This is a genomic window from Pseudomonas sp. FSL R10-1339 (assembly GCF_009600545.1).
Lineage (GTDB): Bacteria > Pseudomonadota > Gammaproteobacteria > Pseudomonadales > Pseudomonadaceae > Aquipseudomonas > Aquipseudomonas bubulae.
Genome location: NZ_WIVQ01000069.1, coordinates 1 through 24,345, shown reverse-complemented (window position 1 = coordinate 24,345; position 24,345 = coordinate 1). Strand labels below are relative to the sequence as shown.

Sequence of the window (24,345 nt, the reverse complement as noted above, 5' to 3'; positions counted from 1 at the left end):
CTGTCACGTATCGGTGGGCTGCCCGACAGCGCGTTCGAGCATGATGGCCAGTTGACCAAGCGCGATGTGCGCGCCGTAACCCTCGCCCGCCTCGCGCCACTGCCAGGCCAATTGCTGTGGGACGTAGGCGCGGGCAGCGGCTCGATCGGCATCGAGTGGATGCGTACCTGGCCGAGTTGCCGCACCTTGGCGATTGAAGCCGACGAAGGCCGCCAGCAACTGATCGAACGTAACCGCGATACCCTTGGTGTGCCCGGCCTGCAACTGATTCGCGGCAAGGCACCCCAGGCTCTTGACGGTCTGGAGCCCCCGGACGCGATTTTTATCGGTGGCGGCGTAACCCGCGAAGGCGTGCTCGACACCTGCTGGCAGCGACTCAAGCCCGGCGGGCGGCTGGTGGCCAATGCCGTCACCCTGCAAAGCGAAATGCTGCTGATGAGCTGGCGCGAGCGCCACGGCGGCGAACTGACCCGCATCCATATTGCCCAGGCCCAGCCCCTGGGTGAATTCGACACCTGGCGTCAGGCGTTGCCGATTACCCTTCTGGACATGACCAAGCCTCTCGATGCGTGACGAAACTGCCGAACAACCCGCCCCCCTGCGCAGCGGCCTGACCACCGGCAGCTGCGCCACCGCCACCAGCCTGGCCGCTGCCCGCCTGCTGCTGGGCGGCGTGTGTAACGACGCCGTGCAAATCACTTTGCCCAAGGGTAAACAGGTGCAAATGCGCCTGGAGTTCTGCCGTCTGTGGGAAGACGGCGCCGAAGCGGGCACCATCAAGGACGCCGGCGACGATCCCGACGTGACCCACGGCGCACTGCTCTATTCACGGGTGCGCTTGCGACCGGAACCGGGCATTGGCTTTGTTGCCGGGCAAGGTGTCGGCACCGTAACCCGCCCGGGTCTGGTATTGAACGTGGGCGAGCCGGCGATCAACCCGGTGCCACGCAAAATGATCACCGAGCACCTGCAGCAACTTGCCACCGAACTGGGTTACGGCGGTGGCTTTGAAGTGACTGTCAACGTACAGGACGGCGAAGCCCTGGCCCTGAAAACCATGAACCCGCGCCTGGGGATTCTCGGCGGGCTGTCGATCCTGGGCACCAGCGGCATCGTGCGGCCGTTTTCCTGCGCGGCTTATATCGCCTCTATCCACCAGGGCATAGACGTCGCCAAGACCAACGGTTACCTGCATATTGCCGCCTGCACCGGCAATGCCAGCGAAGACACCATGCGCCGGGTCTACAACTTGCCGGAAATCGCCCTGATCGAAATGGGCGACTTTGTCGGCGCAGTGCTCAAGCATCTGCGCAAAGTGCCTGTGGATAAACTGAGCATTTGCGGCGGTTTCGGCAAGATCAGCAAACTGGCCGCCGGGCATATGGACCTGCACAGTCGCCATTCCAGCATCGACCTGCCGCAACTGGCCCAATGGGCAGCGGATATCGGGGCCGACCATCCACTCCAGGAGGCCATCCGCCAGGCCAACACCAGCCAGCAAGCCCTGGCGATGGCCAGTGCGGCCGGTATCGCGTTGGGCGATGCGGTGTGCCAGCACGCTCTGGACTTTGCCCGCAGCGTGGTGCCGGCCCAGGTACAGGTCGAAGTGTTTGCCATCGACCGCCAGGGCGGGATTGTCGGTCACGCCGGAGCCTTTGCATGAAACGTATTTTGTTATTGGGCGGCGTCACCGAGGCGCTGGCCATTGCCCGTACCCTGGGCCCGCAGCATGTCTACAGCCTGGCCGGGGTTGGCCGGGTACCGACGGACCTGACCTGCGAGGTACGGGTGGGCGGATATGGCGGCGCTGAAGGTTTGGCGCAGTACATCCGCGAACAGCGCATCGACATCCTGCTGGACGCCACCCACCCCTACGCGGCGAAAATCAGCCATAACGCGGCCCTCGCTGCTGCTGCCAGTGGCATCCCGTGCTGGGCGCTGCGCCGCCAGGCCTGGGTGGCGCAGACGGGCGATGACTGGCGTGAAGTGGCAGATTGGAGCGAACTGATCGAAGCGCTCGCCACCTTCCAGCGCCCCTTGTTCACCTTGGGCCGTGAGCCGCTGGAGCACCTGCACGAAATTCCGCCAGAGCAGTTCTGGACCCTGCGCGCCCTCGACGCTTACCCCGGCACTGCACGCTGCGACGTGATTGGCGCACGCGGGCCGTTCCTCATCGATGACGAACGCCTGTTGTTTGCACAACGGCGCATCGACGTATTGATCAGCAAAAACAGCGGCAGCAGCGCCACCGAACCCAAGCTGCAAGTTGCCCGCGAGCGCGCAGTGCCGGTGTTGATCCTCAAGCGGCCGACGCTGGCGCAGGTGGATCGGGAGTTCCGGACGGTCGAGGAGCTGATGGAAGGGTTGGCGCAGGGGAATTATTTGTGAATGTGTAAAAGCTGGCGATGGTGTATCCTTCAGAATACGATCATGCCCCATGATCACTTTCGAACAAACACGCGAATTCGCCAAATGGTTGGGCGCACTTAAAGACAAAACCGGGCAAGCCCGCATTCTTGCTCGCCTGAAAGCAGCCGGTTTGGGTCACTTCGCCGACTGCGAGTGCGTCGGTGGCGGTGTTTACGAAATGCGGATTCACTGCGGGCCCGGTTATCGAGTCTATTACACCCGCAAAGGCGAAGTGTTCTACCTGCTGCTTGTTGGCGGCGATAAAACCACCCAGACACGAGATATAAAACGCGCAAAACAAATGGCACACACACTGGGTAATGAGGACTGACGCATGACCGAGCAACTTACCCGTTTCGATACCGTTGACTACCTGAAGTCCCCGGAGGATATGGCGGCTTACCTGGACGCCTGTTTCGAAGAGGACCCCGGCGACGGCAGTCTGATCCGAGCGGCGCTCAACGATATCGCCCGCGCCCAAGGTATGACTCAAATCGCCCGCGAAGCCGGGCTGGGCCGTGAAAGCCTGTACAAGGCCCTGGGCAGCAAGGGCAACCCCGAGTTCGCGACTATCATCAAAGTGATGAAGGCGCTGGGGCTCAAGCTGCATGCCACAGCAGCCTGAAATTTGCGCGTACTGGCCGATCGCGACACTTCGCCACACCCGCACTTTTTACTTACGCCGAGCATTCAGGCTAAATAGCCCCTTGATCGCTCCACTCACGGAATTCGTCATGTCCCGACAACGGTTTGCATTTGCCTGGATCGCCTGCTTTGCAGTGCTGTTCAACATGCTCGCCATGTCGATGGCCGGGGCGACCCAATCCGTTGAGCGAGGGCCCACCGAGCAGTTCATGTGGAGCAGCTTCTGCTCCTCCACCGGCACCAAGATGGTCGCCGTATCGCTGGGCACGTTCGAGCCCGCCGACAACCAGCATGACGATCATTCCACCATGCAGCATTGCTGGTGCTGCTCGGGCGCCGCGCCGGTGGTGGCGCTGCCCGCGCATATTCCCAAGCTCTACTTTGCCGCCATCGAGCGGGGCCACAGCCTGGTCCCGGATCACCTCAAGCGCCCCACCCCGCGCCAGCAATGGCCGAGCCTCAACCCCCGCGCATCGCCCCTGGTCTGATTCTTCCTCGCAACCCCTTTGCGTTTTGAATCGTTCCGGAGAATTGCCATGTTGAACCTTTCCCTGTTCAAGCACGTCGTGATTGCGGCGGCTGTGTTGCTGCCTGCCTGTTTTGCCAACGCCCACGAATACAAAAGCGGCGACCTCGAAATCGCCCACCCGTGGTCCCAGGAACTGCCGCCCAATGCGCCCACCGTGGCCGCGTATTTCATCATTCACAACACCGGCAGCACGGCCGATCGGCTGGTCAGTGTCGACACGCCGATTGCCGATAAGGCCGAACTGCACCAGCACATCATGGAAGGCGACTTGATGAAGATGCTGCCCGTGGCCAGCGTCGAAGTGCCGCCCGGCGGCACCGTCACCTTTGCACCCATGGCGTACCACGTGATGATGTTCGGTCTCAAGGACCGCAGCCTGCTGCAGGACGGCAAGCACTTCCCGCTGACCCTGCATTTTGAAAAAGCCGGCGCCGTGCCGGTTGAGGTCAATGTGCAGAAGCAGGCACCTGAAGACAGCATGGAACACATGCACGCCCACTAACGGCCAAGGTTGCTGATCCCCGTGCGCGAACCTCGCGCCAGGCACTCCATGTCGCACATTCGCGGCAGTTGGCTGAGCCTGTTTGCCATGTTGATGATTTTTATCGGCCCGCTGATTTCCCAGGCGATGCCGATGGATCATCACGCCTCCATGCCCATGTCGATGGATATGGGCATGGACATGTCTGCGCACGCCGAACATGAACAGCCTTCAGCCGACCACCATGCCATCTGGGAAAAGTGCGGCTACTGCACCCTGCTGTTCAGTTGCCCGGCCTTGCCCGGCCCCCCGGGCATGACCCTCTATAACTCACCAGAACCCCGTAGTTACCTGGCCGCCAATCCCCGCCTGGGCCATGCCCGGCAACCGGTCTTCCCCGGCTCCCGCTCCCGCGCGCCTCCCGTATTCCTTTAGCTACCGACACCACAACACATCATCTGGCCGACCTGCATTCACTGTTTCAGACAGTCGCAGGTGCGTGGCCGAGTTGTATTCGTCTGACTATTGGAATGTCTATGTCCCGCTTTACTGCTGCCTCCCGTTTGCCCTTTACCCTCAGCACCCTGTGCTGTGCGATTCTGGCAACCACCGCTGTGGCCGACGAACATGCCAGGCACAGCAATGAGCTGAGCCCGTTGGTGATCACCGCCCTCGCCCCCAGCTCACCGCTGACCATCGTCACCAACCCCAAGGACCCGCGCCAGCCCGTGCCTGCCAGTGACGGCGGCGACTACCTCAAGACCATCCCCGGCTTCGCCCTGATCCGCAACGGCGGCACCAATGGCGACCCGGTGCTGCGCGGCATGTTCGGCTCGCGCCTGAATATCCTTACCAACGGCGGCATGATGCTCGGCGCCTGTCCCGGGCGCATGGACGCACCCACCTCCTACATCTCGCCGGAAACCTACGACCAGCTCACGGTGATCAAAGGCCCGCAAACCGTGCTCTGGGGCCCGGGCGCCTCGGCGGGCACCATCCTCTTCGAACGCGAGCCCGAGCATTTCGGCGAACTGGGCACACGGGTCAATGCCAGCCTGCTGGCGGGTTCCAACGGGCGCTTCGACAAAACCATCGATGCCGCCGCCGGTGGCCCGCTGGGCTATGTGCGGGTCATCGGCAACACCGCCCATGCCGATGACTACAAGGACGGCAACGGCGACACCGTGCCGTCGCGTTACGACAAATGGAACGGCGACATTGCCCTGGGCTGGACCCCGGACGCCGACACCCTGCTGGAACTCACCGCCGGCAAGGGCGACGGTGAAGCGCGCTCGGCCGGACGCGGCATGGACGGCAGCCAGTACAAGCGCGAAAGCCTGGGACTGCGCTTTGAAAAGTCCAATATCGGCGACGTTCTCGACAAGATCGAAGCCCAGGTCTACTACAACTACGCCGACCATGTGATGGACAACTACACACTGCGTACCCCGTCGGGCACCGGCATGATGGCAGGGCCGATGGCGTCCAACGTCGACCGCCGCACCCTCGGTGCGCGGATCAAGGCCACCTGGCGCTGGGCCGATTACCAGCTAATCAGCGGCATCGATGCGCAGACCAACGAACACCGCAAACGCATGGGCATGGGCATCGATACCTACAAGGACCAGAACTGGAGCAAGGACGCCGATTTCCACAACTACGGCGCCTTTGGCGAGTTGACCTGGTACGCCGCCGAGCGCGACCGGCTGATTACCGGTGCTCGTCTTGACCGCGCATCCGCCAAGGATTACCGCGCCCGACTCGGCTCGGGGATGATGAGCAAGCCCAACCCGACCCTGGACAAGACCCGCGCCGACACCCTGCCCAGCGGTTTTGTGCGTTACGAGCATGACCTGAGCGACAGCCCGACCACCCTGTACGCCGGGCTGGGCCACACTCAGCGCTTCCCCGATTACTGGGAGCTGTTTTCGCCGAGCTCCGGCCCGACCGGTTCGGTGAATGCATTCGACGCCATCAAGCCCGAGAAAACCACGCAGCTCGATGCGGGCCTGCAATACAAGACCGACACCCTGGAGGCCTGGGCCTCGGTGTACGCCGGCGAGATTCGCGACTACATCCTGTTCGACTATGCCAAGGGCTCATCCCAAGCGCAAAACATCAACGCCCGGGTCATGGGCGGCGAGTTGGGCGCGGCGTATCAGTTGACGTCAAACTGGAAAGCCGACGCCACCCTGGCCTACGCCTGGGGCAAGAACACCAGCGATGGCAAGGCCCTGCCGCAAATGCCGCCGCTGGACACCCGCCTGGGCCTGACCTACAGCGAAGACGACTGGAGTGCCGGCGCCCTGTGGCGCGTCGTGGCGCGCCAGGACCGCATAGACCGCAACGCGGGCAATGTGGTCGGCAAGGATTTTGGCAAAAGTGCCGGCTTTGGCGTGTTCTCGTTGAACGGTGCATACCGCATCAACAAAAACCTCAAGGTCAGCGCCGGGGTCGACAACCTGCTGGACAAAAACTACAGCGAGCACCTGAACATGGCGGGCAACGCCGGTTACGGCTACCCGGCCAATGACCCGCGCGCCATCAATGAACCGGGCCGCACGCTGTGGACCAAGGTGGATGTGAGTTTCTGACAAACCGCCAGCCCTCACCCCAACCCTCTCCCGGAGGGAGAGGGAGCTGATTTGCGCCGTGCTTGAACCCGCAGCGGTCAGTCCCCTCTCCCTCTGGGAGAGGGCTAGGGTGAGGGTCTTTGCTGACGACAACAATTTCAACCTTGCGGAGCCGCTCACATGAGCCGACCAACACCGTCTTTCTACAACCTGGCCTGGCGCTGGCATTTCTACGCCGGGTTGTTTGTCGCCCCGTTTATGATCCTGCTGGCTCTGACCGGGATCATTTACCTGTTCAAACCCCAGCTTGATCCACTGCTGTACGACCATCTGCTCAACGTCACCCCGGCCCATCACAGCCTCAGCGCCGATGAGCAACTCAGCCGTGTGCAGGCCACTTATCCACAGGGCCATATCAGCCAGTACCTGCCGCCGATCAATCCGCAACGCAGCGGCCAGTTCGTGGTTCACAACGGCGGGCACGAGCTCAATGTGTTTATCAACCCCTACACCGGCCAGGTGCTGGGCGAGCAGGATGCCAAGCTCAACCTGCAAGCCGTGGCGCGCGCCCTGCACGGCGAATTGATGATCGGCACCCTCGGCGACCGGCTGGTGGAACTGGCCGCTGGCTGGGGCGTGGTGCTGGTGGTGTCCGGCCTGTTCCTGTGGTGGCCGCGGGGGCAATCGGCTGCCGGAATTCTATGGCCGCGCCTGAGCAGGCGCGGGCGCGTGCTATGGCGCGACCTTCACGTTGTCACAGGGTTCTGGGGGGCCGCCTTGCTGCTGTTCATGTTGATCAGCGGCATGACCTGGACCGGCTTCTGGGGCAAGCAATATGCCGACCTATGGAACCGTTTCCCGGTAGCCATGTGGAACGACGTGCCGAAGTCTGATATCGAGGCCCGCAGCCTCAATACCGCCAACCGCCAGACCGTGCCCTGGGCAATGGAAAACACACCGATGCCGGTCTCCGGCGCCCACGCCGAACATATGGCCCACGCCGCGCACACCTCAGGCCCCGCCGCCCCCGGCATCACCCTGCAAGCGGTGGTCGACACCGCCACGGCCCGCCAGGTCGAGGCCGGCTACAGCATCACCCTGCCGACCACCGCCACCGGCGTATTCACCATTGCCGTCTTCGCCGACGACCCGCGTAACGACGCCACCCTGCATGTCGATCAATACACTGGCACGGTACTGGCCGACGTGCGTTGGCAGCATTACAGCAATGTCGCCCGCGCCACCGAAATGGGCGTGATGCTGCACGAAGGCAAGTTGTTTGGCCCGCTCAACCAGATCGTGATGCTGCTGGTGTGCCTGATGATCCTGCTCAGTTCCGTAAGCGGCCTGGTGATCTGGTGGAAGCGTCGCCCGCAAGGCGGTTTGGGGGTTCCGCCGCTGCGTCACGACCTGCCGACCTGGAAGGCCGGCGTTGCCATCATGCTCGCTCTGGCTATCGCGTTCCCGCTGGTGGGCGCCTCGTTGATCGCAGTGTGGGGGCTCGACCGGTTATGGCTGATGGTGCGCAAACTACGGCCGGATGAGCGCCTTTCATAACCAGCATGAACCATCCGAGAGGCGCATTGCAGAGCCACCCCTATAATGGCACGCCAATATCATGCGCGAAATAAGTGTTACTGTATAACAAAACCATTTAAGCTCCATCACCCGCCGCCAGGAGGCAGCGGGGACACCCTCTGAAATAAGCGACTCACTGCCCTGATGAACAAGTACTTTTTGTCCAGTCTCTGCCTGCTGGCGCTGAACAGCGCCCAGGCCGATGACGCCGCCCCCTCTCTGATGCTGCCTGCCGCGAGCGTTACCGCGCCTGAAGTCGAGATTGAAAGCATCGACCTCAAGACCGCCACCAGCGCCGGCTCACGCCTGAACCTTACCGGTCTCGAAACGCCTGCCAGCGTTGAAAGCCTGACCGGCGCGCAAATCCGCGCCCGTGGCGACCGCAGCGTGCAGGACGCCGTGACCCGCACGACCGGCATCAGCAACACCGGCACACCGGGTAACGGCGGCTCCGCCTATTCGGCCCGGGGTTTTGTCGGCGAAGGCTCGGTGATGCAGCTCTATGACGGCGTACGCATGTACAGCGGCGCGGGTACCGTGACCTTCCCGGTGGACGACTGGTCGGTGGAACGCATCGACGTGCTGCGCGGCCCGGCCTCGGTGCTGTATGGCGAAGGCGCTACCGGCGCAGTGATTAACGTAATCCCGAAAAAACCCTTCTCCGGTGCCATAGAAAACCATGTCCGTGTGGGCTACGGCTCGTACGACACCCGCCAGCAGGCACTCGACAGCGGCGGCTCGCTGACCGATACCCTGAGCTATCGGTTGAATATCAACCACGTCCAGAGCAATGGCTGGATCGACCACGGCGACTCCGAAAACACCTTTGTCAGCGCCGCTCTGCGCTGGCAGGCCAGCGATGACCTGGCGTTTACCCTGAGCCACGACTATGGCGATCAGGAGCCGCAAAACGATTTCGGCGTACCGCTGATCAATGGCCGGTATCACCAGAGCCTGCGGGACAAGAACTACAACGTGCGCGATGCAAAACTGCATTACAACGACCAGTGGACGCGCCTCAATACTGAATGGCAGATCAACGACGCCCTCAGTGCCAACAACGAGCTGTATTACCTCAAGGCCCAACGCCGCTGGCAGAACGCCGAAAACCACGCCTGGAATGAAAGCCAGCAGACCTTGCTGCGCAGGGGCTACTTCAGCATCAAGCACGAGCAGGAACAAGTCGGCGACCGCCAGACCTTCACCCTCAACCACGACCTGTTCGGCCTTGAAAGCAGAACCCTGGTGGGCGCGGATTACAACCGCATCCACTTCAACCTGCACAGCAACTCGCCGTATAAAGACGTGAATGAAAACGGTCAGCCGATTGACCTGTACCACCCGGATCGTGGCGAATTTGAAAGTGACTCGCCGTACCGCGATCAATACACCACCACCACGCAACAGGTTTCGCTGTTCGCCGAAAACCGCACCGAGCTGAGCGATCAACTGTCGCTGGTCACCGGCGTGCGCCGCGATATCGTGCATCTGGACCGCGATGACTTCGCGGTCAATGGCGACGCCACTCGAACTGACCGCAGCCTGTCGGCCAACAGCTGGAAAGTCGGGTTGGTATACGAACTGACACCGGACATGTCGATCTATGCCCAGCAAGCCACCAGCGTTGATGGCGTGGGCGGCTTGATCAGCCTGAGCGAAAAGCAGCAAAACTTCGAGCTGGCCCATGCGCGCCAGACCGAAATCGGCTTCAAGCAGATGTTCTGGGATCAGCGCGGCGAATGGACCCTGGCGGCCTATCACATCGTCAAAAAAGACCTGCTGACCTCCGACCCGAATATCCCGGGCAATACGCTGCAAGTGGGCGAGCAGTCCTCCAGCGGCCTGGAAGCCAGCCTTGACCTGCAACTGCCGCAGCGCTGGGCGTTGCAAGCCAACGCCTCGGTGGTGCGCGCGCAGTACGACAAGTTCGACGATGAAGGCGTATCGCGCAAAGGCAACCGTCCCACCGACGTACCCCGTCGCACCGCCAATCTGTGGTTGAGCAAGGCCATCAACGATGATGTAAGTGCCGGTGCCGGCGTGCGCTATGTCGACTCGCGTTATGCCGACATGGCCAACAACGTCGAGCTGCCGAGCTACACCGTGGTAGACGCCAGCGTGAGCTGGAAAGCGATGCCCAAAACCACCCTGGGTTTGCGTTTGAACAATTTGTTCGACCGCCAGTACGCCGTAACCCAATACAATGGCGGCCAGCAATGGATCATGGGCGAACCGCGTTCGTTTTTCGTGACGGCTGATTACACCTTTTAACCGCTGGCCCTCACCCTAGCCCTCTCCCGGAGGGAGAGGGCTAGGGTGAGGGGCTTTTGACTTTAAAGAACAACCGGACTTTTATGACCCGCCTCACCCTCACCCAGCTCGCCTGGAGCCCTCTGGGCCACGGCCATTGCCATCACCAGTTCCAGCTGCGTGATGCCAACCTGCATGTCGCGGCGGGTGAGTTTGTGGGGCTGATCGGGCCCAACGGCAGCGGCAAGACCAGCCTGTTGCGCTGCGCCTACCGTTTCAGCAAGCCGCAATCGGGCACTGTCCAGCTCGACCGCCACAATCTCTGGCAGCAATCACCCCGCTGGTGCGCGCAACGCATCGCCGTGGTGTTGCAAGAATTCCCCGACACTTTCGGCCTGACCGTCAATGAAGTGGTCGCCATGGGCCGTACCCCGCACAAAGGCCTGTTCGATGGCGACACCCAAGCTGATCGCCAACTGGCCACAAACGCCCTCGCATCCGTCGGCCTGCAGGGTTTTGAAGACCACGCTTTCGCCACCCTCTCGGGCGGCGAAAAACAACGGGTGATCCTGGCCCGTGCCCTGACCCAGCAACCCGAACTGCTGATCCTCGACGAGCCCACCAATCACCTCGACCCGCGCTATCAGCTGGAGTTGCTGCAACTGGTCAAGCGCCTGAACATCGGCACCCTGGCCAGCATCCACGACCTCAATCTGGCCGCTGCCTTTTGTGACCGGCTGTACGTCATTGACCACGGCAAGATCATCGCCAGCGGCACGCCCCGTGAAGTCTTGACTGTGGAGCTGTTGCGCGACGTGTTTGGCGTGGCGGCCCTGATCGACGACCATCCGCTGTCCGGCTACCCGCGCATAACCTGGATAACCCACGCATGAACCTGATTCGTTTCGCCCTCTGCCTGGGCGCAGTGCTCGCCTCGCCCCTGGCCTTTGCCGAGGCCACGGAGTACCCGCTGACTATCAAGAGTTGCAATCGCGACGTAACCTTCGACCAGCCCCCCAAACACGCGGTCAGCCATGACATCAACATGACCCAGATGATGCTCGCCCTCGGTCTCAAGCCACACATGGCCGGCTACAGCGGGATCAGCGGGTGGAAGGCCGTGACCCCGCAGATGAAAGTGATCCTCGATGGTCTGCCGGAACTGGCGAGCAAATACCCGTCAGTGGAAACCCTGCTCAATGCCAACGTCGATTTCTTCTTCGCCGGCTGGGACTACGGCATGCGGGTGGGCGGCGACCTCACGCCGCAAACCCTGACCCCGCTGGGCATCAATGTGTATGAGCTGACCGAGTCCTGCGCATTTGTGATGAAGCGCCCGCCCGCCAGCATGGAAGACACCTATAACGACCTGCGCAACCTGGGCAGGATCTTCGACGTGCAGGATCGCGCCAGTGCGTTGATCGCCCAGATGCAGGCAAAAATTGCAGACGTCCAAAACACCCTGCCCACCTCGAAGCCCCGGGCTTTCCTGTATGACAGCGGTGAAGACCGGGCCATGACCTCGGGCAAACTGGGTATCCCCCACGCATTGATCGAAGCCGCCGGTGGCAACGATATCCTCAGCGATATCGACGCCAGCTGGACCCGTATCAATTGGGAAACCGTGGTCGAGCGCAACCCCGAAGTCATCGTGATCGTTGATTACAGCGAGGTCACCGCCGAGCAGAAACAACGCTTCCTGGAAACCAACCCGGCGCTGCAATCGGTAGACGCGATCCGTAACAAGCGCTTTATCGTTATCCCTTATGTGCAGGCCACGCCGGGCATCGACAACGTGCTCGCCATCGAAACCCTGGCTAAAGGCTTTCACCCGCAATGATAGCCAGCCGCTACGCCCTGTTGCTCACTGGTCTTGGCGCATTGCTGCTGGTGTCGTGTGTGGTTTCGCTGGGTTTTGGCCCGGCGCGGGTGCCAGTGGACGTGGTGTGGCAGATTCTGCTGCACAAGCTGTTTGGCATCGGCGACGTTAACTGGAGCGCGGGCCAGGAACATATCGTGTGGCTGATCCGCGTGCCGCGCATGTTGCTGGGGGCGCTGGTGGGCGCAGGGCTGGCACTGATCGGCGCGGTGTTGCAGGCCGTGACCCGCAACCCCCTGGCCGACCCGCACCTGCTGGGTGTGACCAGCGGCGCCACGCTGGGTGCGGTGATTGTGGTGCTGCATGTGGGCGAAATCGTCGGGCTGCTGACCCTGCCCATTGCCGCATTTATCGGGGCGCTGTTGAGCATGGCTCTGGTACTGGCCATCGCCAGCCGACACGGCCGGCTCGACAGCGACCGTTTGCTGTTGTGCGGCGTGGCCGTATCCTTTGTGATGATGGCCGTGGCCAATACCCTGCTGTTTCTGGGCGACCACCGGGCCAGTTCCGCGGTGCTGTTCTGGATGCTCGGCGGGCTGGGACTGGCGCGCTGGGAGCTGCTGGCCATCCCCAGCGCCAGCGTGCTGCTGGGGCTGGTGTTGCTGCTGGGTATGGCACGCCCGCTGAATGCCCTGATGGCCGGCGAACAAACCGCCGTGACCCTGGGCTTGAATGCGCGCAATGTGCGCCTGCGGGTATTTTTGATCGCCTCGCTGATGACCGGCGTGCTGGTGGCCATCAGTGGCTCCATTGGTTTTGTCGGGCTGATGATTCCGCATATCGCCCGCCGCCTGGTGGGCGCGGAGCATCGACGTCTGCTGCCGGTATCCGCCTTGCTGGGCAGTGTGTTCCTGGTCTGGGTCGACGTGGCGGCACGCACCCTGATCGCCCCCGAAGACCTGCCCATAGGCGTGGCCACGGCGGCGATTGGCGGGCTGTTTTTTATCGGGTTGATGCGCAAACGCTAACACCGCCTGACAGGGCGGTAGTGAGTCAAACCCGCAAAGCACCAAGGTGAAGCATAACCCCGCACCACCCCTTCCCGGCGGCACCAAACGGGTGCGTCGTCGCGCCCACTCTTCGCGCAAAATACTGTTCCAGAGCCCTTTTCAGGTATAGGCACAGCCTTTGCTAAAGACCTCTCCAGTCATTGAATTCATCACTAAAAATCAGAAACCTGGAGATCGCACCATGAAGCGTCGTAGCTTGATCAAGGCTTTCACCCTGAGCGCCTCCATCGCAGCCATGGGCATGACCTGGACGGTGCAAGCCGCCGAGACCATCAAAGTAGGGATTTTGCATTCGTTGTCCGGAACCATGGCGATCTCCGAAACCTCGCTCAAAGACATGGCCCTGATGACCATTGACGAGATCAACGCCAAGGGCGGTGTCAACGGCAAGATGCTCGAACCCGTAGTGGTCGACCCGGCCTCCAACTGGCCACTGTTTGCCGAAAAGGGCCGTCAGTTGCTGACTCAGGACAAGGTTGCGGTGGTGTTCGGCTGCTGGACATCGGTGTCGCGCAAATCGGTACTGCCGGTGTTTGAAGAACTCAACGGCCTGCTGTTCTACCCGGTGCAATACGAAGGCGAAGAGATGTCGCCCAACGTCTTCTACACCGGCGCGGCGCCGAACCAGCAAGCGATTCCAGCGGTGGAATACCTGATGAGCGAAGACGGCGGCAGCGCCAAACGTTTTGTGCTGCTGGGCACCGACTACGTGTACCCGCGCACCACCAACAAGATCCTGCGCGCATTCCTGCATTCCAAAGGCGTGGCCGACAAGGACATCGAAGAGGTCTACACCCCGTTTGGCCACAGCGACTACCAGACCATCGTGGGCAATATCAAAAAGTTCTCGGCGGGCGGCAAGACAGCGGTGATCTCCACGGTCAACGGTGACTCCAACGTGCCCTTCTATAAAGAGCTGGCCAACCAGGGCCTGAAAGCGACCGACGTGCCGGTGATCGCGTTCTCGGTGGGTGAAGAGGAGCTGCGCGGCATCGACACCAAACCGCTGGTGGGTAACCTGGCGGCGTGGAACTACTTCCAGTCGGTAGAGAACCCGGTCAACGCCAAATTCGTAGCTGACTGGAAAGCCTACGCCAAAAAACACAACCTGCCGGGCGCCGACAAGGCCGTGACCAACGACCCGATGGAAGCCACCTACGTGGGCATTCACATGTGGGCCCAGGCGGCCGAAAAAGCCAAGTCCACCGATGTCGACAAGGTGCGCGAAGCCCTGGCGGGCCAGACCTTTGCCGCGCCTTCGGGCTACACCCTGACGATGGACAAGACCAACCATCACCTGCACAAGCCGGTAATGATCGGCGAGATCCAGCCGGACGGGCAGTTCAGCGTGGTATGGCAGACCGAAGGGCCGATCCGCGCCCAGCCGTGGAGCCCTTACATCCCGGGCAATGACAAGAAGCCGGATTACGCGGTGAAGAGTAACTGAGGCCAGCCTCATCGTTGTGCTTTTGTGGGAGCGGGCTTGCTCGCGATGCAGTCAACACGGTTTGACTGAAAGACCGCGTTGCCTGCATCGCGAGCAAGCCCGCTCCCACAGGTGTGTTGAATTGCTTCTATCTGTGCAAGGCCATAACTATGCCCACTGCCCTTTACCGCGTTATCGTCGCGCTACTGCTGTTGCTGCCACTGGCCGCCCACGCCGACGACGCCAGCGACTTCGCCGCAGCCAATAACGCCCAGCAAGCCCAACTCCTGGAAAGCTGGGCCGCACAACCCGCGCCCGCCCGCATCGAACTGATCAATAGCCTGCAACAAGGCCAGATCAGCGTAGACGGCCAGGTTAAAACCCTGCGCCTGAACAACCGCTTGCGCAGCTTGATCGATACCGCACTGGCCAGCCATCAACTGCTGGCAGCCGACCCCAAGCTGCGCTTGAGCGCAGCGCAACAATTGCAGAAATCCGCCAAACCGGCGCAACTCAATTTCCTCGACCAACAACTGGCCGCTGAAAAGGACAGCGATGTGCACAACGCATTAAGCCTGGCGCTGGCCAATCTGCAATTGGTCGACCCCAACCCTGCCGTGCGTCTGGCCGCCGTGCGCCTGCTGGGCGAAACTGGCGAACCGCTGGCCCGCACCCGCCTCGAAAACCTGCTGCAACCAGGGGTAGAAACCGATGCCAGCGTGCACACCGCCGCCGAAACCAGCCTGGTGCAAATCAAACGCAAGCTGCTGATCGGCGACCTGCTGGGGCAGGCGTTCAGCGGTTTGTCCCTCGGATCGATCCTGCTGCTGGCTGCACTCGGCCTGGCCATCACCTTTGGCCTGCTGGGGGTGATCAATATGGCCCACGGCGAAATGCTGATGCTCGGCGCCTATTCCACCTACTGCGTGCAGTTGCTGTTCCAGCGCTTTGCTCCCGGCGCCATCGAGTTCTACCCGCTGCTGGCCCTGCCCGTGGCGTTCTTCGTTACCGCAGCCGTGGGCATGCTGCTGGAGCGCACCATCATCCGTCACCTCTACGGCCGCCCGCTGGAGACATTGCTTGCCACCTGGGGCATCAGCCTGATTTTGATCCAGCTGGTACGCGTGCTGTTCGGCGCACAAAACGTCGAAGTGGCCAACCCGGCCTGGCTGTCGGGCGGGCTGCAAGTGCTGCCCAATCTGGTGTTGCCGTATAACCGTCTGGTGATCATCGTCTTCGCCCTGGCCGTGGTGGTACTGACCTGGCTGCTGCTGAACAAGACCCGTTTGGGCCTCAACGTGCGCGCCGTTACCCAGAACCGCAACATGGCTGCCTGCTGCGGTGTACCCACCGGGCGCGTGGACATGCTCGCCTTCGGCCTGGGCTCGGGGATTGCCGGACTTGGCGGCGTGGCCTTGAGCCAGGTCGGCAACGTGGGCCCGGATCTGGGACAGGGCTACATCATCGACTCGTTTCTGGTGGTGGTGCTGGGCGGCGTCGGCCAATTGGCCGGTACTGTGTATGCGGCCTTTGGCCTGGGTATCGCCAACAAGATCCTCGAACCGCAGATCGGTGCCGTGCTGGGCAAAATCCTGATCCTGGGACTGATCATTCTGTTTATCCAGAAGCGTCCGCAGGGGCTCTTCGCGCTTAAAGGACGGGTGATCGACTGATGAATCAGCCTCTGATGGTCACTGCTGCACAAAAGGCCGGACCTGCGGTCACTACACTGGTGGGCGTTCTGGTCCTGCTGGTATTGCTGGCCCTGCCGCTGCTCTCGCTGTTGCCCGCCGACAGCCCGTTGCAGGTCTCGGCCTACACGCTGACGCTGGTGGGCAAGATTCTCTGCTACGCCATTGTCGCCCTGGCCCTGGATCTGGTCTGGGGCTACGCCGGGCTGCTGTCGCTCGGCCATGGCCTGTTCTTCGCCCTGGGCGGTTACGCAATGGGTATGTACCTGATGCGCCAGGCCTCGGGCGACGAGCTGCCGGCCTTTATGACCTTTTTGTCGTGGACCGAGCTGCCATGGTACTGGGTCGGTACCGAGCATTTCTGGTGGGCAATGTGTCTGGTGGTATTGGCCCCCGGCCTGCTGGCCCTGGTGTTCGGCTTTTTCGCCTTTCGCTCGCGGATCAAGGGCGTGTACTTCTCGATCATGACCCAGGCCCTGACCTTCGCCGGAATGCTGCTGTTTTTCCGCAACGAAACCGGCTTTGGCGGCAACAACGGCTTCACCAATTTTCGCAGTATTCTGGGCTTTGGCATCACCGAGCCGGGCACGCGCGCGGCGCTGTTTTTGGCCACCGTGCTGCTGCTGGTGACCAGCCTGTTCCTTGGCTGGCGACTGGCGCGCAGCAAGTTCGGCCGGGTATTGACCGCACTGCGCGACGCGGAAAACCGCCTGATGTTCTGCGGCTACGACCCGCGCGGTTTCAAGCTGTTCGTCTGGGTACTGAGCGCCGTGCTGTGCGGCCTGGCCGGGGCCTTGTATGTGCCCCAGGTGGGCATTATCAACCCGGGTGAAATGTCGCCGACCAACTCCATCGAAGCCGCCGTATGGGTCGCCCTCGGCGGGCGCGGGACCCTGATTGGCCCGCTGCTGGGGGCAGGCGTGGTCAATGGCATGAAAAGCTGGTTTACCGTGGCCTTCCCCGAATACTGGCTGTTCTTTCTCGGGGCGCTGTTTATCGTCGTGACCCTGTACCTGCCAAAAGGCGTGATCGGCTTGCTGAAGAAAAGGGGCGAACAATGAGAATCACACCGACCGCCGAATTCATGCTCGAACCAGTGCTGGACGCTGGCAGCAGTCGCGACGCCATCGGCCTGGGACAAGCCGCCGGGCCGGGCCTGAACACCCGCCACGGCACCCTCCTGACCCTGGAAGACATCAGCGTCAGCTTCGATGGCTTCAAGGCCCTGAACAACCTCAACCTGTATATCGGCGTCGGTGAACTGCGCTGCATCATCGGCCCCAATGGTGCGGGCAAGACCACCATGATGGATGTGATCACCGGCAAGACCCGGCCCAGCGAAGGCCAGGCCTGGTTTGGCGAAACCCTCGACCTGCGCCAGATGAGCGAAGTGCAGATCGCCCAGGCCGGGATTGGCCGCAAGTTCCAGAAGCCCACGGTATTCGAGGCCCTGAGCGTGTTCGAGAACCTGGAGCTGGCGCAGAAGACCGACAAGTCGGTGTGGGCCAGCCTGCGCGCGAAACTGACAGGAGAGCAAAAGGACCGTATCGGCGAAGTGCTGCATACCATCCGCCTGACCGGCTCGGCCCTGCGGCCTGCGGGGCTGTTGTCCCACGGGCAGAAACAGTTTCTGGAAATCGGCATGTTGTTGATGCAGGACCCGCAACTGCTGTTGCTCGACGAGCCGGTGGCGGGCATGACCGATGCCGAAACCGAATTCACCGCCGAGCTGTTCAAGAGCCTGGCGGGCAAACATTCGCTGATGGTGGTGGAGCATGACATGGGCTTTGTCGGCTCGATTGCCGACCACGTCACCGTGCTGCACCAGGGCAGCGTATTGGCCGAAGGCTCGCTGGAGCAGGTGCAGGCGGATGAACGGGTGATCGAAGTCTACCTGGGTCGCTGAAAACTGCCCGCTCCCACAGGGGCATGGAGAGAACTGAACATGCTTAACGTCGAAAAACTGCACCAATACTACGGCGGCAGCCATATCCTTCGCGGCCTGTCCTTCGAGGTCAAAGTCGGTGAAGTCACCTGCCTGCTCGGCCGTAATGGCGTGGGCAAGACCACCCTGCTCAAATGCCTGATGGGCCTGTTGCCGGTCAAGGAAGGCAGCGTGCAGTGGGAGGGCCAGCCCATCACCACGCTCAAGCCTCATCAGCGGGTCCACGCCGGGATCGCCTATGTGCCCCAGGGCCGGGAGATTTTCGGGCGCCTGACAGTGGAAGAAAACCTGCTGATGGGCCTGTCACGCTTTCCCGGCGCCGAGGCCAAAGAGGTGCCGGCGTTTATCTACGAACTGTTCCCGGTGCTGCTGCAAATGAAACACCGGCGCGGCGGCGATTTGTCCGGCGGCCAGCAGCAACAGCTGGCCATCGGTCGCGCACTGGCCAGCCGCCCGCGTCTGTTGATCCTCGACGAGCCCACCGAAGGCATCCAGCCCTCGGTGATCAAGGAGATCGGCGCAGTGATCAAAATGCTCGCCGCCCGCGGCGATATGGCGATTTTGCTGGTGGAGCAGTTTTATGACTTTGCCGAGGAGCTCGCCGATCAGTATCTGGTGATGTCGCGAGGTGAAATCGTGCAACAGGGGCGTGGCGAAAATATGCAAACAGAGGGTGTGCGCGGGCTGGTGACGATTTAATCTGTCCCTCTTTCCTGGTGCTTTTCTTACAAAGAAGTCCTACATATGAACCTGCCGGCCAATACCGCATTGTTCACCCCCAGCTGGCTCGCCGAGCTGGAGCTGGGCTATGGCCGTTTTGGCGACAGCACCCGCCCTACCCTGCGGCGCCACCTCGGCCCGTTGCGGGTGCAAAAGCATTTGTACGCCGAAGGCCCCGAGGTGTGCCAGCACATCATCGTCCACCCGCCGGGGGGGATTGCCGGGGGTGACCAACTGAATATCAGCGCCAGCGTCGGCCCCGATGCCTGGGCGCAATTGACCAGCCCCGGCGCGGCCAAGTGGTATCGCGCGGCGGGCCCGGCTTACCAGACAGTCGAATTGAACGTGGCTGCCGGCGCGACCCTGGAATGGCTGCCGCAAGAAACCATCGTGTTCAGCGCAGCCCAGGCCGAACTCACCACCCGTATCGAACTTGCAGGCGATGCACGGCTGTTTTACTGGGACATGGTGGCGTTGGGGCGGCTGGCCAGCGGCGAGCGTTTTGAGCACGGGCATTTTCAGTCACGCCTGGATATCCGCCGCGACGGCCAGTTGCTCTGGCATGAACGCCAGCGCATTGCAGGCGGCGACGGGCTGCTGGACTCGCCCATCGGCCTGGATGGCAACCCGGTGTTTGCCACCTTGCTGGTAACGGGTGAAGTCAGTGCCGAGCTGCTGGAACGCTGCCGCGCGCTGGCCAACCCGGTACGCGGTGATTTGACTCAATTACCGGGTTTACTGGTAGCGCGCTGCCTGGCCAGTGAAGCCTTGCAGGCGCGCAGCTGGCTGATCGATTTATGGCGCTTGCTGCGCCCGGCATTGCTGGGGCGTGAGGCGTTGGCGCCACGCATCTGGAGTACCTGAAGAGCCCCTCACCCTCTGGGAGAGGGTTAGGGTGAGGGCCAAGGCCCGACTCATTTTTAACTGCCGAACACGGACCCGACCATGGACCTGACTCCACGCGAAAAAGACAAGATGCTGATCTTCACCGCCGGCCTGCTGGCCGAGCGGCGGTTGGCCCGCGGTGTGATTCTCAACTACCCGGAAACCATCGCCTATATCTCCGCAGCCCTGCTCGAAGGTGCCCGCGATGGCCGCACCGTCGCCGAGCTGATGCACTACGGCACCACCCTGCTGACCCGCGACCAGGTGATGGAAGGCATTCCGGAAATGATCCCCGATATCCAGGTCGAAGCCACCTTCCCGGATGGCACCAAGCTGGTCACCGTCCACCAACCCATCGCCTGAGGCCGAGCATGTCTTATGTCATTCGTGATGCAGTCGCGGCGGATCTGCCGGCGATTCGCGATATCTACAACGATGCGGTGCTCAACACCCTGGCCATATGGAACGAAAACACCGTAGACCTGGACAACCGCCAGCAGTGGTTCGACGCACGCCAGGCCCAGGGTTACCCGATTCTGGTGATCGTCGACGACACCAATATAGCCCTGGGCTATGCCTCGTTCGGCGACTGGCGGCCGTTCGAGGGCTTTCGCCATACCGTTGAGCACTCGGTGTATATCCACCCCGAGCAGCGCGGCAAAAAACTCGGGCCACAGTTGCTGGCCGAGTTGATCAAGCGCGCCCGTGCCTGTGACAAGCATGTGATGGTCGCCGCCATCGAAGGCGCCAACGCGGCCTCGATCCATGTCCACAGGCAACTGGGCTTTGTCACCAGCGGGCGCATGCCGCAAGTGGGGATCAAGTTCGGCCGCTGGCTAGACCTGACTTTTATGCAACTGATGCTTAACCCCGGCGCCCTGCCGCCCAAGGAGCTCGCACAATGAACGCCGAACAGGTGGTACGCGTGACGGCGCAGAGCTTTGCTCAATACCGCGATGACTTGATTGTGCTGCTGCTCGATGCGGTCGGGCACGGTGCATCGGTGGGTTTCATGAACGACCTGGATCAGCCTCAGGCCAGCCGTTACTTCAACGAAGTTCACGGGCAACTGGAACAAGGCAATCTGCTGCTGTGGGTACTGGTCGAAGACCAGCGCGTGCTGGCCAGCGTGCAACTGGTGCTGTGCCAGAAGGCCAACGGCCTGAACCGTGCCGAGGTGCAAAAACTGCTGGTGCTCAATGAAGTGCGTCGCCGCGGCCTGGGACAGGTACTGATCCACGCCCTGGAGCAAGGCGCCCGCGAGCAAAAGCGCGGCCTGTTGCACCTGGACACCGAAGCCGGCTCCCCGGCGGAGAACTTCTACAGTGCCCTGGGCTACACCCGCGTGGGCGAGTTGCCCAACTACTGCCAAAGCCCCGACGGCCACTACAGCCCCACGGCCATCTACTTCAAAACCCTGAGTGAGCCGCAATGATCCCGGGCGAATACCGCATTGAGTCGGGCGAGATCGAACTGAACGTCGGCCGCCGCACCCTGGTCCTGAGCGTAGCCAATCGTGGCGACCGCCCGATCCAGGTCGGCTCGCATTATCACTTTTTTGAAACCAACGACGCCCTGATGTTTGACCGTGGCGACAGTCGCGGCATGCGCCTGAACATTCCGGCTGGCACCGCCGTGCGCTTCGAGCCGGGGCAAACCCGTGAAGTGGAACTGGTGGAACTGGCCGGTCTGCGCCGGGTGTTCGGCTTCGCCGGGCGGGTGATGGGCAATCTGGATTGACCCACAGGGTCCGAACCAATTTTTAGGAACTCACCATGAAAATCTCCCGTCAGGCTTACGCCGACATGTTCGGCCCCACCGTCGGCGACAAGATCCGCCTGGCCGACACCGAGTTGTGGATTGAGGTCGAGCACGACTTCACCACCTACGGCGAAGAAGTGAAGTTCGGTGGCGGCAAGGTGATTCGTGACGGCATGGGGCAGAGCCAACTGCTCGCCAGTGAAGTGGTCGACACGCTGATCACCAATGCGCTGATTATCGATCACTGGGGCATCGTCAAAGCCGATGTGGGCCTCAAGAACGGGCGCATCCACGCCATCGGCAAGGCCGGCAACCCGGATATCCAGCCCAACGTCACCATCGCCATCGGCGCCAGCACCGAAGTGATCGCCGGCGAAGGCATGATCCTCACCGCAGGCGGCATCGACACCCATATCCACTTTATCTGCCCGCAACAGATCGAAGAAGCGCTCAACAGCGGCGTGACCACCATGATCGGCGGCGGTACCGGCCCGGCCACCGGCACCAATGCCACCACCTGCACTTCGGGGCCGTGGCACATGGCGCGCATGCTTCAGGCCGCCGATTCGTTCCCGATGAACATGGGCTTTACCGGCAAGGGCAACGCCAGCCTGCCGCAACCGCTGATCGAACAGGTCGAAGCCGGAGCCATCGGCCTCAAGCTGCACGAAGACTGGGGCACCACCCCGGCGTCCATCGACAACTGCCTGACCGTTGCCGACCTCTATGACGTGCAAGTGGCGATCCACAGCGACACCCTGAACGAGTCGGGCTTTGTCGAAACCACCCTCGCCGCCTTCAAGGGCCGCACCATCCACACCTATCACACCGAAGGTGCCGGTGGCGGGCATGCGCCGGACATCATCAAGGCTTGCGGCCTGACCAACGTGCTGCCCAGCTCCACCAACCCGACGCGGCCTTTTACGCGCAACACCATCGACGAACACCTCGACATGCTGATGGTCTGCCATCACCTCGACCCGAGCATCGCCGAGGACGTGGCTTTCGCCGAAAGCCGGATCCGCCGCGAGACCATCGCCGCCGAAGACATCCTCCATGACCTGGGCGCGTTCTCGATGATCAGCTCCGACAGCCAGGCCATGGGCCGGGTGGGCGAAGTGATCACGCGCACCTGGCAAACTGCCGACAAGATGAAAAAACAGCGCGGGCCGCTGCCTGAGGATGCACCGGGCAACGATAACTTCCGCGCCAAGCGCTATATCGCCAAATACACCATCAACCCGGCGATCACCCATGGCGTAAGCCATGAAGTGGGCTCGATCGAAGTCGGCAAGTGGGCCGACCTGGTGCTGTGGCGCCCGGCGTTTTTCGGCGTCAAACCGACGTTGATCATCAAGGGCGGGGCCATTGCGGCAAGCCTGATGGGCGATGCCAACGCCTCGATCCCCACGCCGCAACCGGTTCACTATCGCCCGATGTTCGCCAGCTACGGCGGCTCGCGCCACGCCACCTGCCTGACCTTTATCAGCCAGGCCGCGTTTGACGCGGGCGTCCCCGCAGCGCTGGGTTTGCAAAAGCAAATCGCGGTGGTAAAGGGCTGCCGGGATGTGCAGAAAAAGGATCTGATCCACAACGGCTATCTGCCCGCGATCGAAGTCGACCCGCAGACCTATCAGGTCAAGGCCGACGGTGTATTGCTGTGGTGTGAACCGGCCGAGGTCCTGCCGATGGCACAGCGCTACTTCCTGTTCTGACACCCCGTATTTGCAGGGGGATTGGCGGTTGTACTGGAACGCTGCATTTGGCGTTAAGATGCGGCTCCATTTTTTACAACCGCTCTTGCAGCAAGGCGTGTGGCCATGGGCCTATCTGAATTCATCGTGCTCAATGTAGATCGCATCGTCGATGAATGGGAGCAGTTTGCCGAAACCATCACCCCGGCAGCCGAATCCATGAACAGCGTCGCGCTGCGCGACCATGCCAGGGAAATCCTGCTGGCTGCCTCGCGGGACATGAACACCGCGCAAACGGCCAGCGAGCAGCAGGCCAAGGCCGAGGGTGAAGGCCCCGAAACGAGCCCTGCGCTGGATGAAGCAGCTGCCAGCCACGGCGAACTGCGCCATACCGTGGGTTTTGATCTGGTGCAGATGACTTCGGAGTTCCGCCACCTGCGCGCCTGCGTCATCCGCCTGTGGGTCGCCAGCATCCAGGCCCCGGCCCACGAGCACCTGCTCGACATGATCCGCTTCAACGAAGCCATTGACCAGGCCCTGGCCGAGTCCACCGCGGCCTATGCCGAACAGGTCAATCGCTCACGCGACATCTTCCTTGCCATCCTGGGTCATGACCTGCGCGCACCGTTGCAGGCAGTGAGCATGTCCAGTGAAATGCTGGAACGCAAAACCAGGCTTGACCCTGCGGCGCAGCCTTATCTGCTAGCCATCAGAAACGGCACGCGGCATATGGGCGCGATGGTCAATGACCTGCTGGAGTTTGTGCGCAGCCGTCTGGGCACCAGCCTGCCGATCGAGCCCGAGCCGATGGACCTTGCCCAGGCCTGCCAGGCGGCGCTGGATGAAGCCTGCGCCGGGCAACCGGATTG

General features: G+C 62.0%; 26 protein-coding genes. All 26 read left to right on the top strand.

Annotated features, from left to right (window positions below; genetic code table 11):
* Positions 1-573, top strand: a 573-nt coding sequence (cbiT, locus tag GHO03_RS17705; RefSeq protein ID WP_153400275.1) for a precorrin-6Y C5,15-methyltransferase (decarboxylating) subunit CbiT, incomplete at its 5' end; no start/stop codon positions are given.
* Complete coding sequence (locus GHO03_RS17700) at positions 566-1,663, top strand: cobalt-precorrin-5B (C(1))-methyltransferase (protein WP_095024322.1); 1,098 nt, start codon at positions 566-568, stop codon at positions 1,661-1,663. The genes cbiT and GHO03_RS17700, both read left to right, overlap by 8 nt.
* On the top strand, positions 1,660-2,388 hold the full coding sequence (locus GHO03_RS17695; RefSeq protein ID WP_095024323.1) for a cobalt-precorrin-6A reductase: 729 nt from the start codon (positions 1,660-1,662) through the stop codon (positions 2,386-2,388). The genes GHO03_RS17700 and GHO03_RS17695 overlap by 4 nt, the downstream gene beginning before the upstream one ends.
* Positions 2,389-2,437: 49 nt before the next feature.
* A complete protein-coding gene (locus tag GHO03_RS17690) occupies positions 2,438-2,740 on the top strand; it encodes a type II toxin-antitoxin system RelE/ParE family toxin (RefSeq protein ID WP_095020804.1) in 303 nt (100 codons plus the stop codon).
* 3 nt (positions 2,741-2,743) lie between these two features.
* Positions 2,744-3,034, top strand: a complete 291-nt coding sequence (locus GHO03_RS17685; protein ID WP_095024324.1) for an addiction module antidote protein — start codon at positions 2,744-2,746, stop codon at positions 3,032-3,034.
* A 109-nt stretch (positions 3,035-3,143) separates the two neighbouring features.
* The gene (locus tag GHO03_RS17680) at positions 3,144-3,542 is read left to right on the top strand and encodes a DUF2946 domain-containing protein (RefSeq protein ID WP_095001016.1); all 399 of its coding nucleotides are present in this window, start codon (positions 3,144-3,146) and stop codon (positions 3,540-3,542) included.
* Between the two features lie 48 nt (positions 3,543-3,590).
* Entirely contained in the window at positions 3,591-4,085 is a 495-nt protein-coding gene (locus GHO03_RS17675) for a copper chaperone PCu(A)C (protein ID WP_095025270.1), read from the top strand.
* 48 nt (positions 4,086-4,133) lie between these two features.
* The gene (locus GHO03_RS17670) at positions 4,134-4,499 is read left to right on the top strand and encodes a DUF2946 domain-containing protein (RefSeq protein WP_153400274.1); all 366 of its coding nucleotides are present in this window, start codon (positions 4,134-4,136) and stop codon (positions 4,497-4,499) included.
* A 101-nt stretch (positions 4,500-4,600) separates the two neighbouring features.
* The gene (locus tag GHO03_RS17665; protein WP_153400273.1) at positions 4,601-6,658 is read left to right on the top strand and encodes a TonB-dependent copper receptor; all 2,058 of its coding nucleotides are present in this window, start codon (positions 4,601-4,603) and stop codon (positions 6,656-6,658) included.
* 159 nt (positions 6,659-6,817) lie between these two features.
* Entirely contained in the window at positions 6,818-8,194 is a 1,377-nt protein-coding gene (locus tag GHO03_RS17660; RefSeq protein WP_095001012.1) for a PepSY domain-containing protein, read from the top strand.
* Positions 8,195-8,359: 165 nt separating this feature from the next.
* Complete coding sequence (locus tag GHO03_RS17655; RefSeq protein WP_095031347.1) at positions 8,360-10,486, top strand: TonB-dependent siderophore receptor; 2,127 nt, start codon at positions 8,360-8,362, stop codon at positions 10,484-10,486.
* A gap of 83 nt (positions 10,487-10,569) precedes the next feature.
* Positions 10,570-11,358 (top strand): ABC transporter ATP-binding protein, encoded by a 789-nt coding sequence (locus tag GHO03_RS17650; protein ID WP_153400272.1) that lies wholly within the window; start codon positions 10,570-10,572, stop codon positions 11,356-11,358.
* Positions 11,355-12,305 (top strand): ABC transporter substrate-binding protein, encoded by a 951-nt coding sequence (locus GHO03_RS17645; protein ID WP_153400271.1) that lies wholly within the window; start codon positions 11,355-11,357, stop codon positions 12,303-12,305. Before GHO03_RS17650 ends, GHO03_RS17645 begins: the two co-directional genes overlap by 4 nt.
* A complete protein-coding gene (locus GHO03_RS17640) occupies positions 12,302-13,312 on the top strand; it encodes an iron ABC transporter permease (protein ID WP_095017658.1) in 1,011 nt (336 codons plus the stop codon). The genes GHO03_RS17645 and GHO03_RS17640 overlap by 4 nt, the downstream gene beginning before the upstream one ends.
* A 223-nt stretch (positions 13,313-13,535) precedes the next feature.
* Entirely contained in the window at positions 13,536-14,801 is a 1,266-nt protein-coding gene (gene urtA / locus GHO03_RS17635) for an urea ABC transporter substrate-binding protein (protein ID WP_095024330.1), read from the top strand.
* Between the two features lie 149 nt (positions 14,802-14,950).
* Positions 14,951-16,453 carry an urea ABC transporter permease subunit UrtB gene (gene urtB / locus GHO03_RS17630; protein WP_153400270.1) on the top strand — a complete coding sequence of 501 codons (1,503 nt, stop codon included), beginning with the start codon at positions 14,951-14,953 and terminating at the stop codon, positions 16,451-16,453.
* Entirely contained in the window at positions 16,453-17,532 is a 1,080-nt protein-coding gene (gene urtC, locus GHO03_RS17625; protein WP_095020797.1) for an urea ABC transporter permease subunit UrtC, read from the top strand. Before urtB ends, urtC begins: the two co-directional genes overlap by 1 nt.
* The gene (gene urtD, locus GHO03_RS17620) at positions 17,529-18,377 is read left to right on the top strand and encodes an urea ABC transporter ATP-binding protein UrtD (protein ID WP_095001004.1); all 849 of its coding nucleotides are present in this window, start codon (positions 17,529-17,531) and stop codon (positions 18,375-18,377) included. The genes urtC and urtD overlap by 4 nt, the downstream gene beginning before the upstream one ends.
* A 39-nt stretch (positions 18,378-18,416) precedes the next feature.
* On the top strand, positions 18,417-19,115 hold the full coding sequence (gene urtE / locus GHO03_RS17615; RefSeq protein ID WP_153327714.1) for an urea ABC transporter ATP-binding subunit UrtE: 699 nt from the start codon (positions 18,417-18,419) through the stop codon (positions 19,113-19,115).
* A gap of 45 nt (positions 19,116-19,160) precedes the next feature.
* Complete coding sequence (locus tag GHO03_RS17610; protein ID WP_095017662.1) at positions 19,161-20,000, top strand: urease accessory protein UreD; 840 nt, start codon at positions 19,161-19,163, stop codon at positions 19,998-20,000.
* A gap of 81 nt (positions 20,001-20,081) precedes the next feature.
* Complete coding sequence (gene ureA / locus GHO03_RS17605; protein ID WP_016783355.1) at positions 20,082-20,384, top strand: urease subunit gamma; 303 nt, start codon at positions 20,082-20,084, stop codon at positions 20,382-20,384.
* 8 nt (positions 20,385-20,392) lie between these two features.
* Positions 20,393-20,926: a GNAT family N-acetyltransferase gene (locus tag GHO03_RS17600; RefSeq protein ID WP_095001001.1), complete on the top strand. Its 534-nt coding sequence runs from the start codon at positions 20,393-20,395 to the stop codon at positions 20,924-20,926.
* Positions 20,923-21,456: a GNAT family N-acetyltransferase gene (locus GHO03_RS17595; RefSeq protein WP_095017663.1), complete on the top strand. Its 534-nt coding sequence runs from the start codon at positions 20,923-20,925 to the stop codon at positions 21,454-21,456. Before GHO03_RS17600 ends, GHO03_RS17595 begins: the two co-directional genes overlap by 4 nt.
* Positions 21,453-21,761, top strand: a complete 309-nt coding sequence (locus tag GHO03_RS17590) for an urease subunit beta (protein ID WP_095000999.1) — start codon at positions 21,453-21,455, stop codon at positions 21,759-21,761. The genes GHO03_RS17595 and GHO03_RS17590 overlap by 4 nt, the downstream gene beginning before the upstream one ends.
* A gap of 35 nt (positions 21,762-21,796) precedes the next feature.
* Positions 21,797-23,497 carry an urease subunit alpha gene (gene ureC / locus GHO03_RS17585; RefSeq protein WP_095025263.1) on the top strand — a complete coding sequence of 567 codons (1,701 nt, stop codon included), beginning with the start codon at positions 21,797-21,799 and terminating at the stop codon, positions 23,495-23,497.
* Positions 23,498-23,602: 105 nt separating this feature from the next.
* On the top strand, positions 23,603-24,345 hold a 743-nt coding region (locus GHO03_RS17580; protein WP_153400269.1), incomplete at its 3' end, for a histidine kinase dimerization/phospho-acceptor domain-containing protein.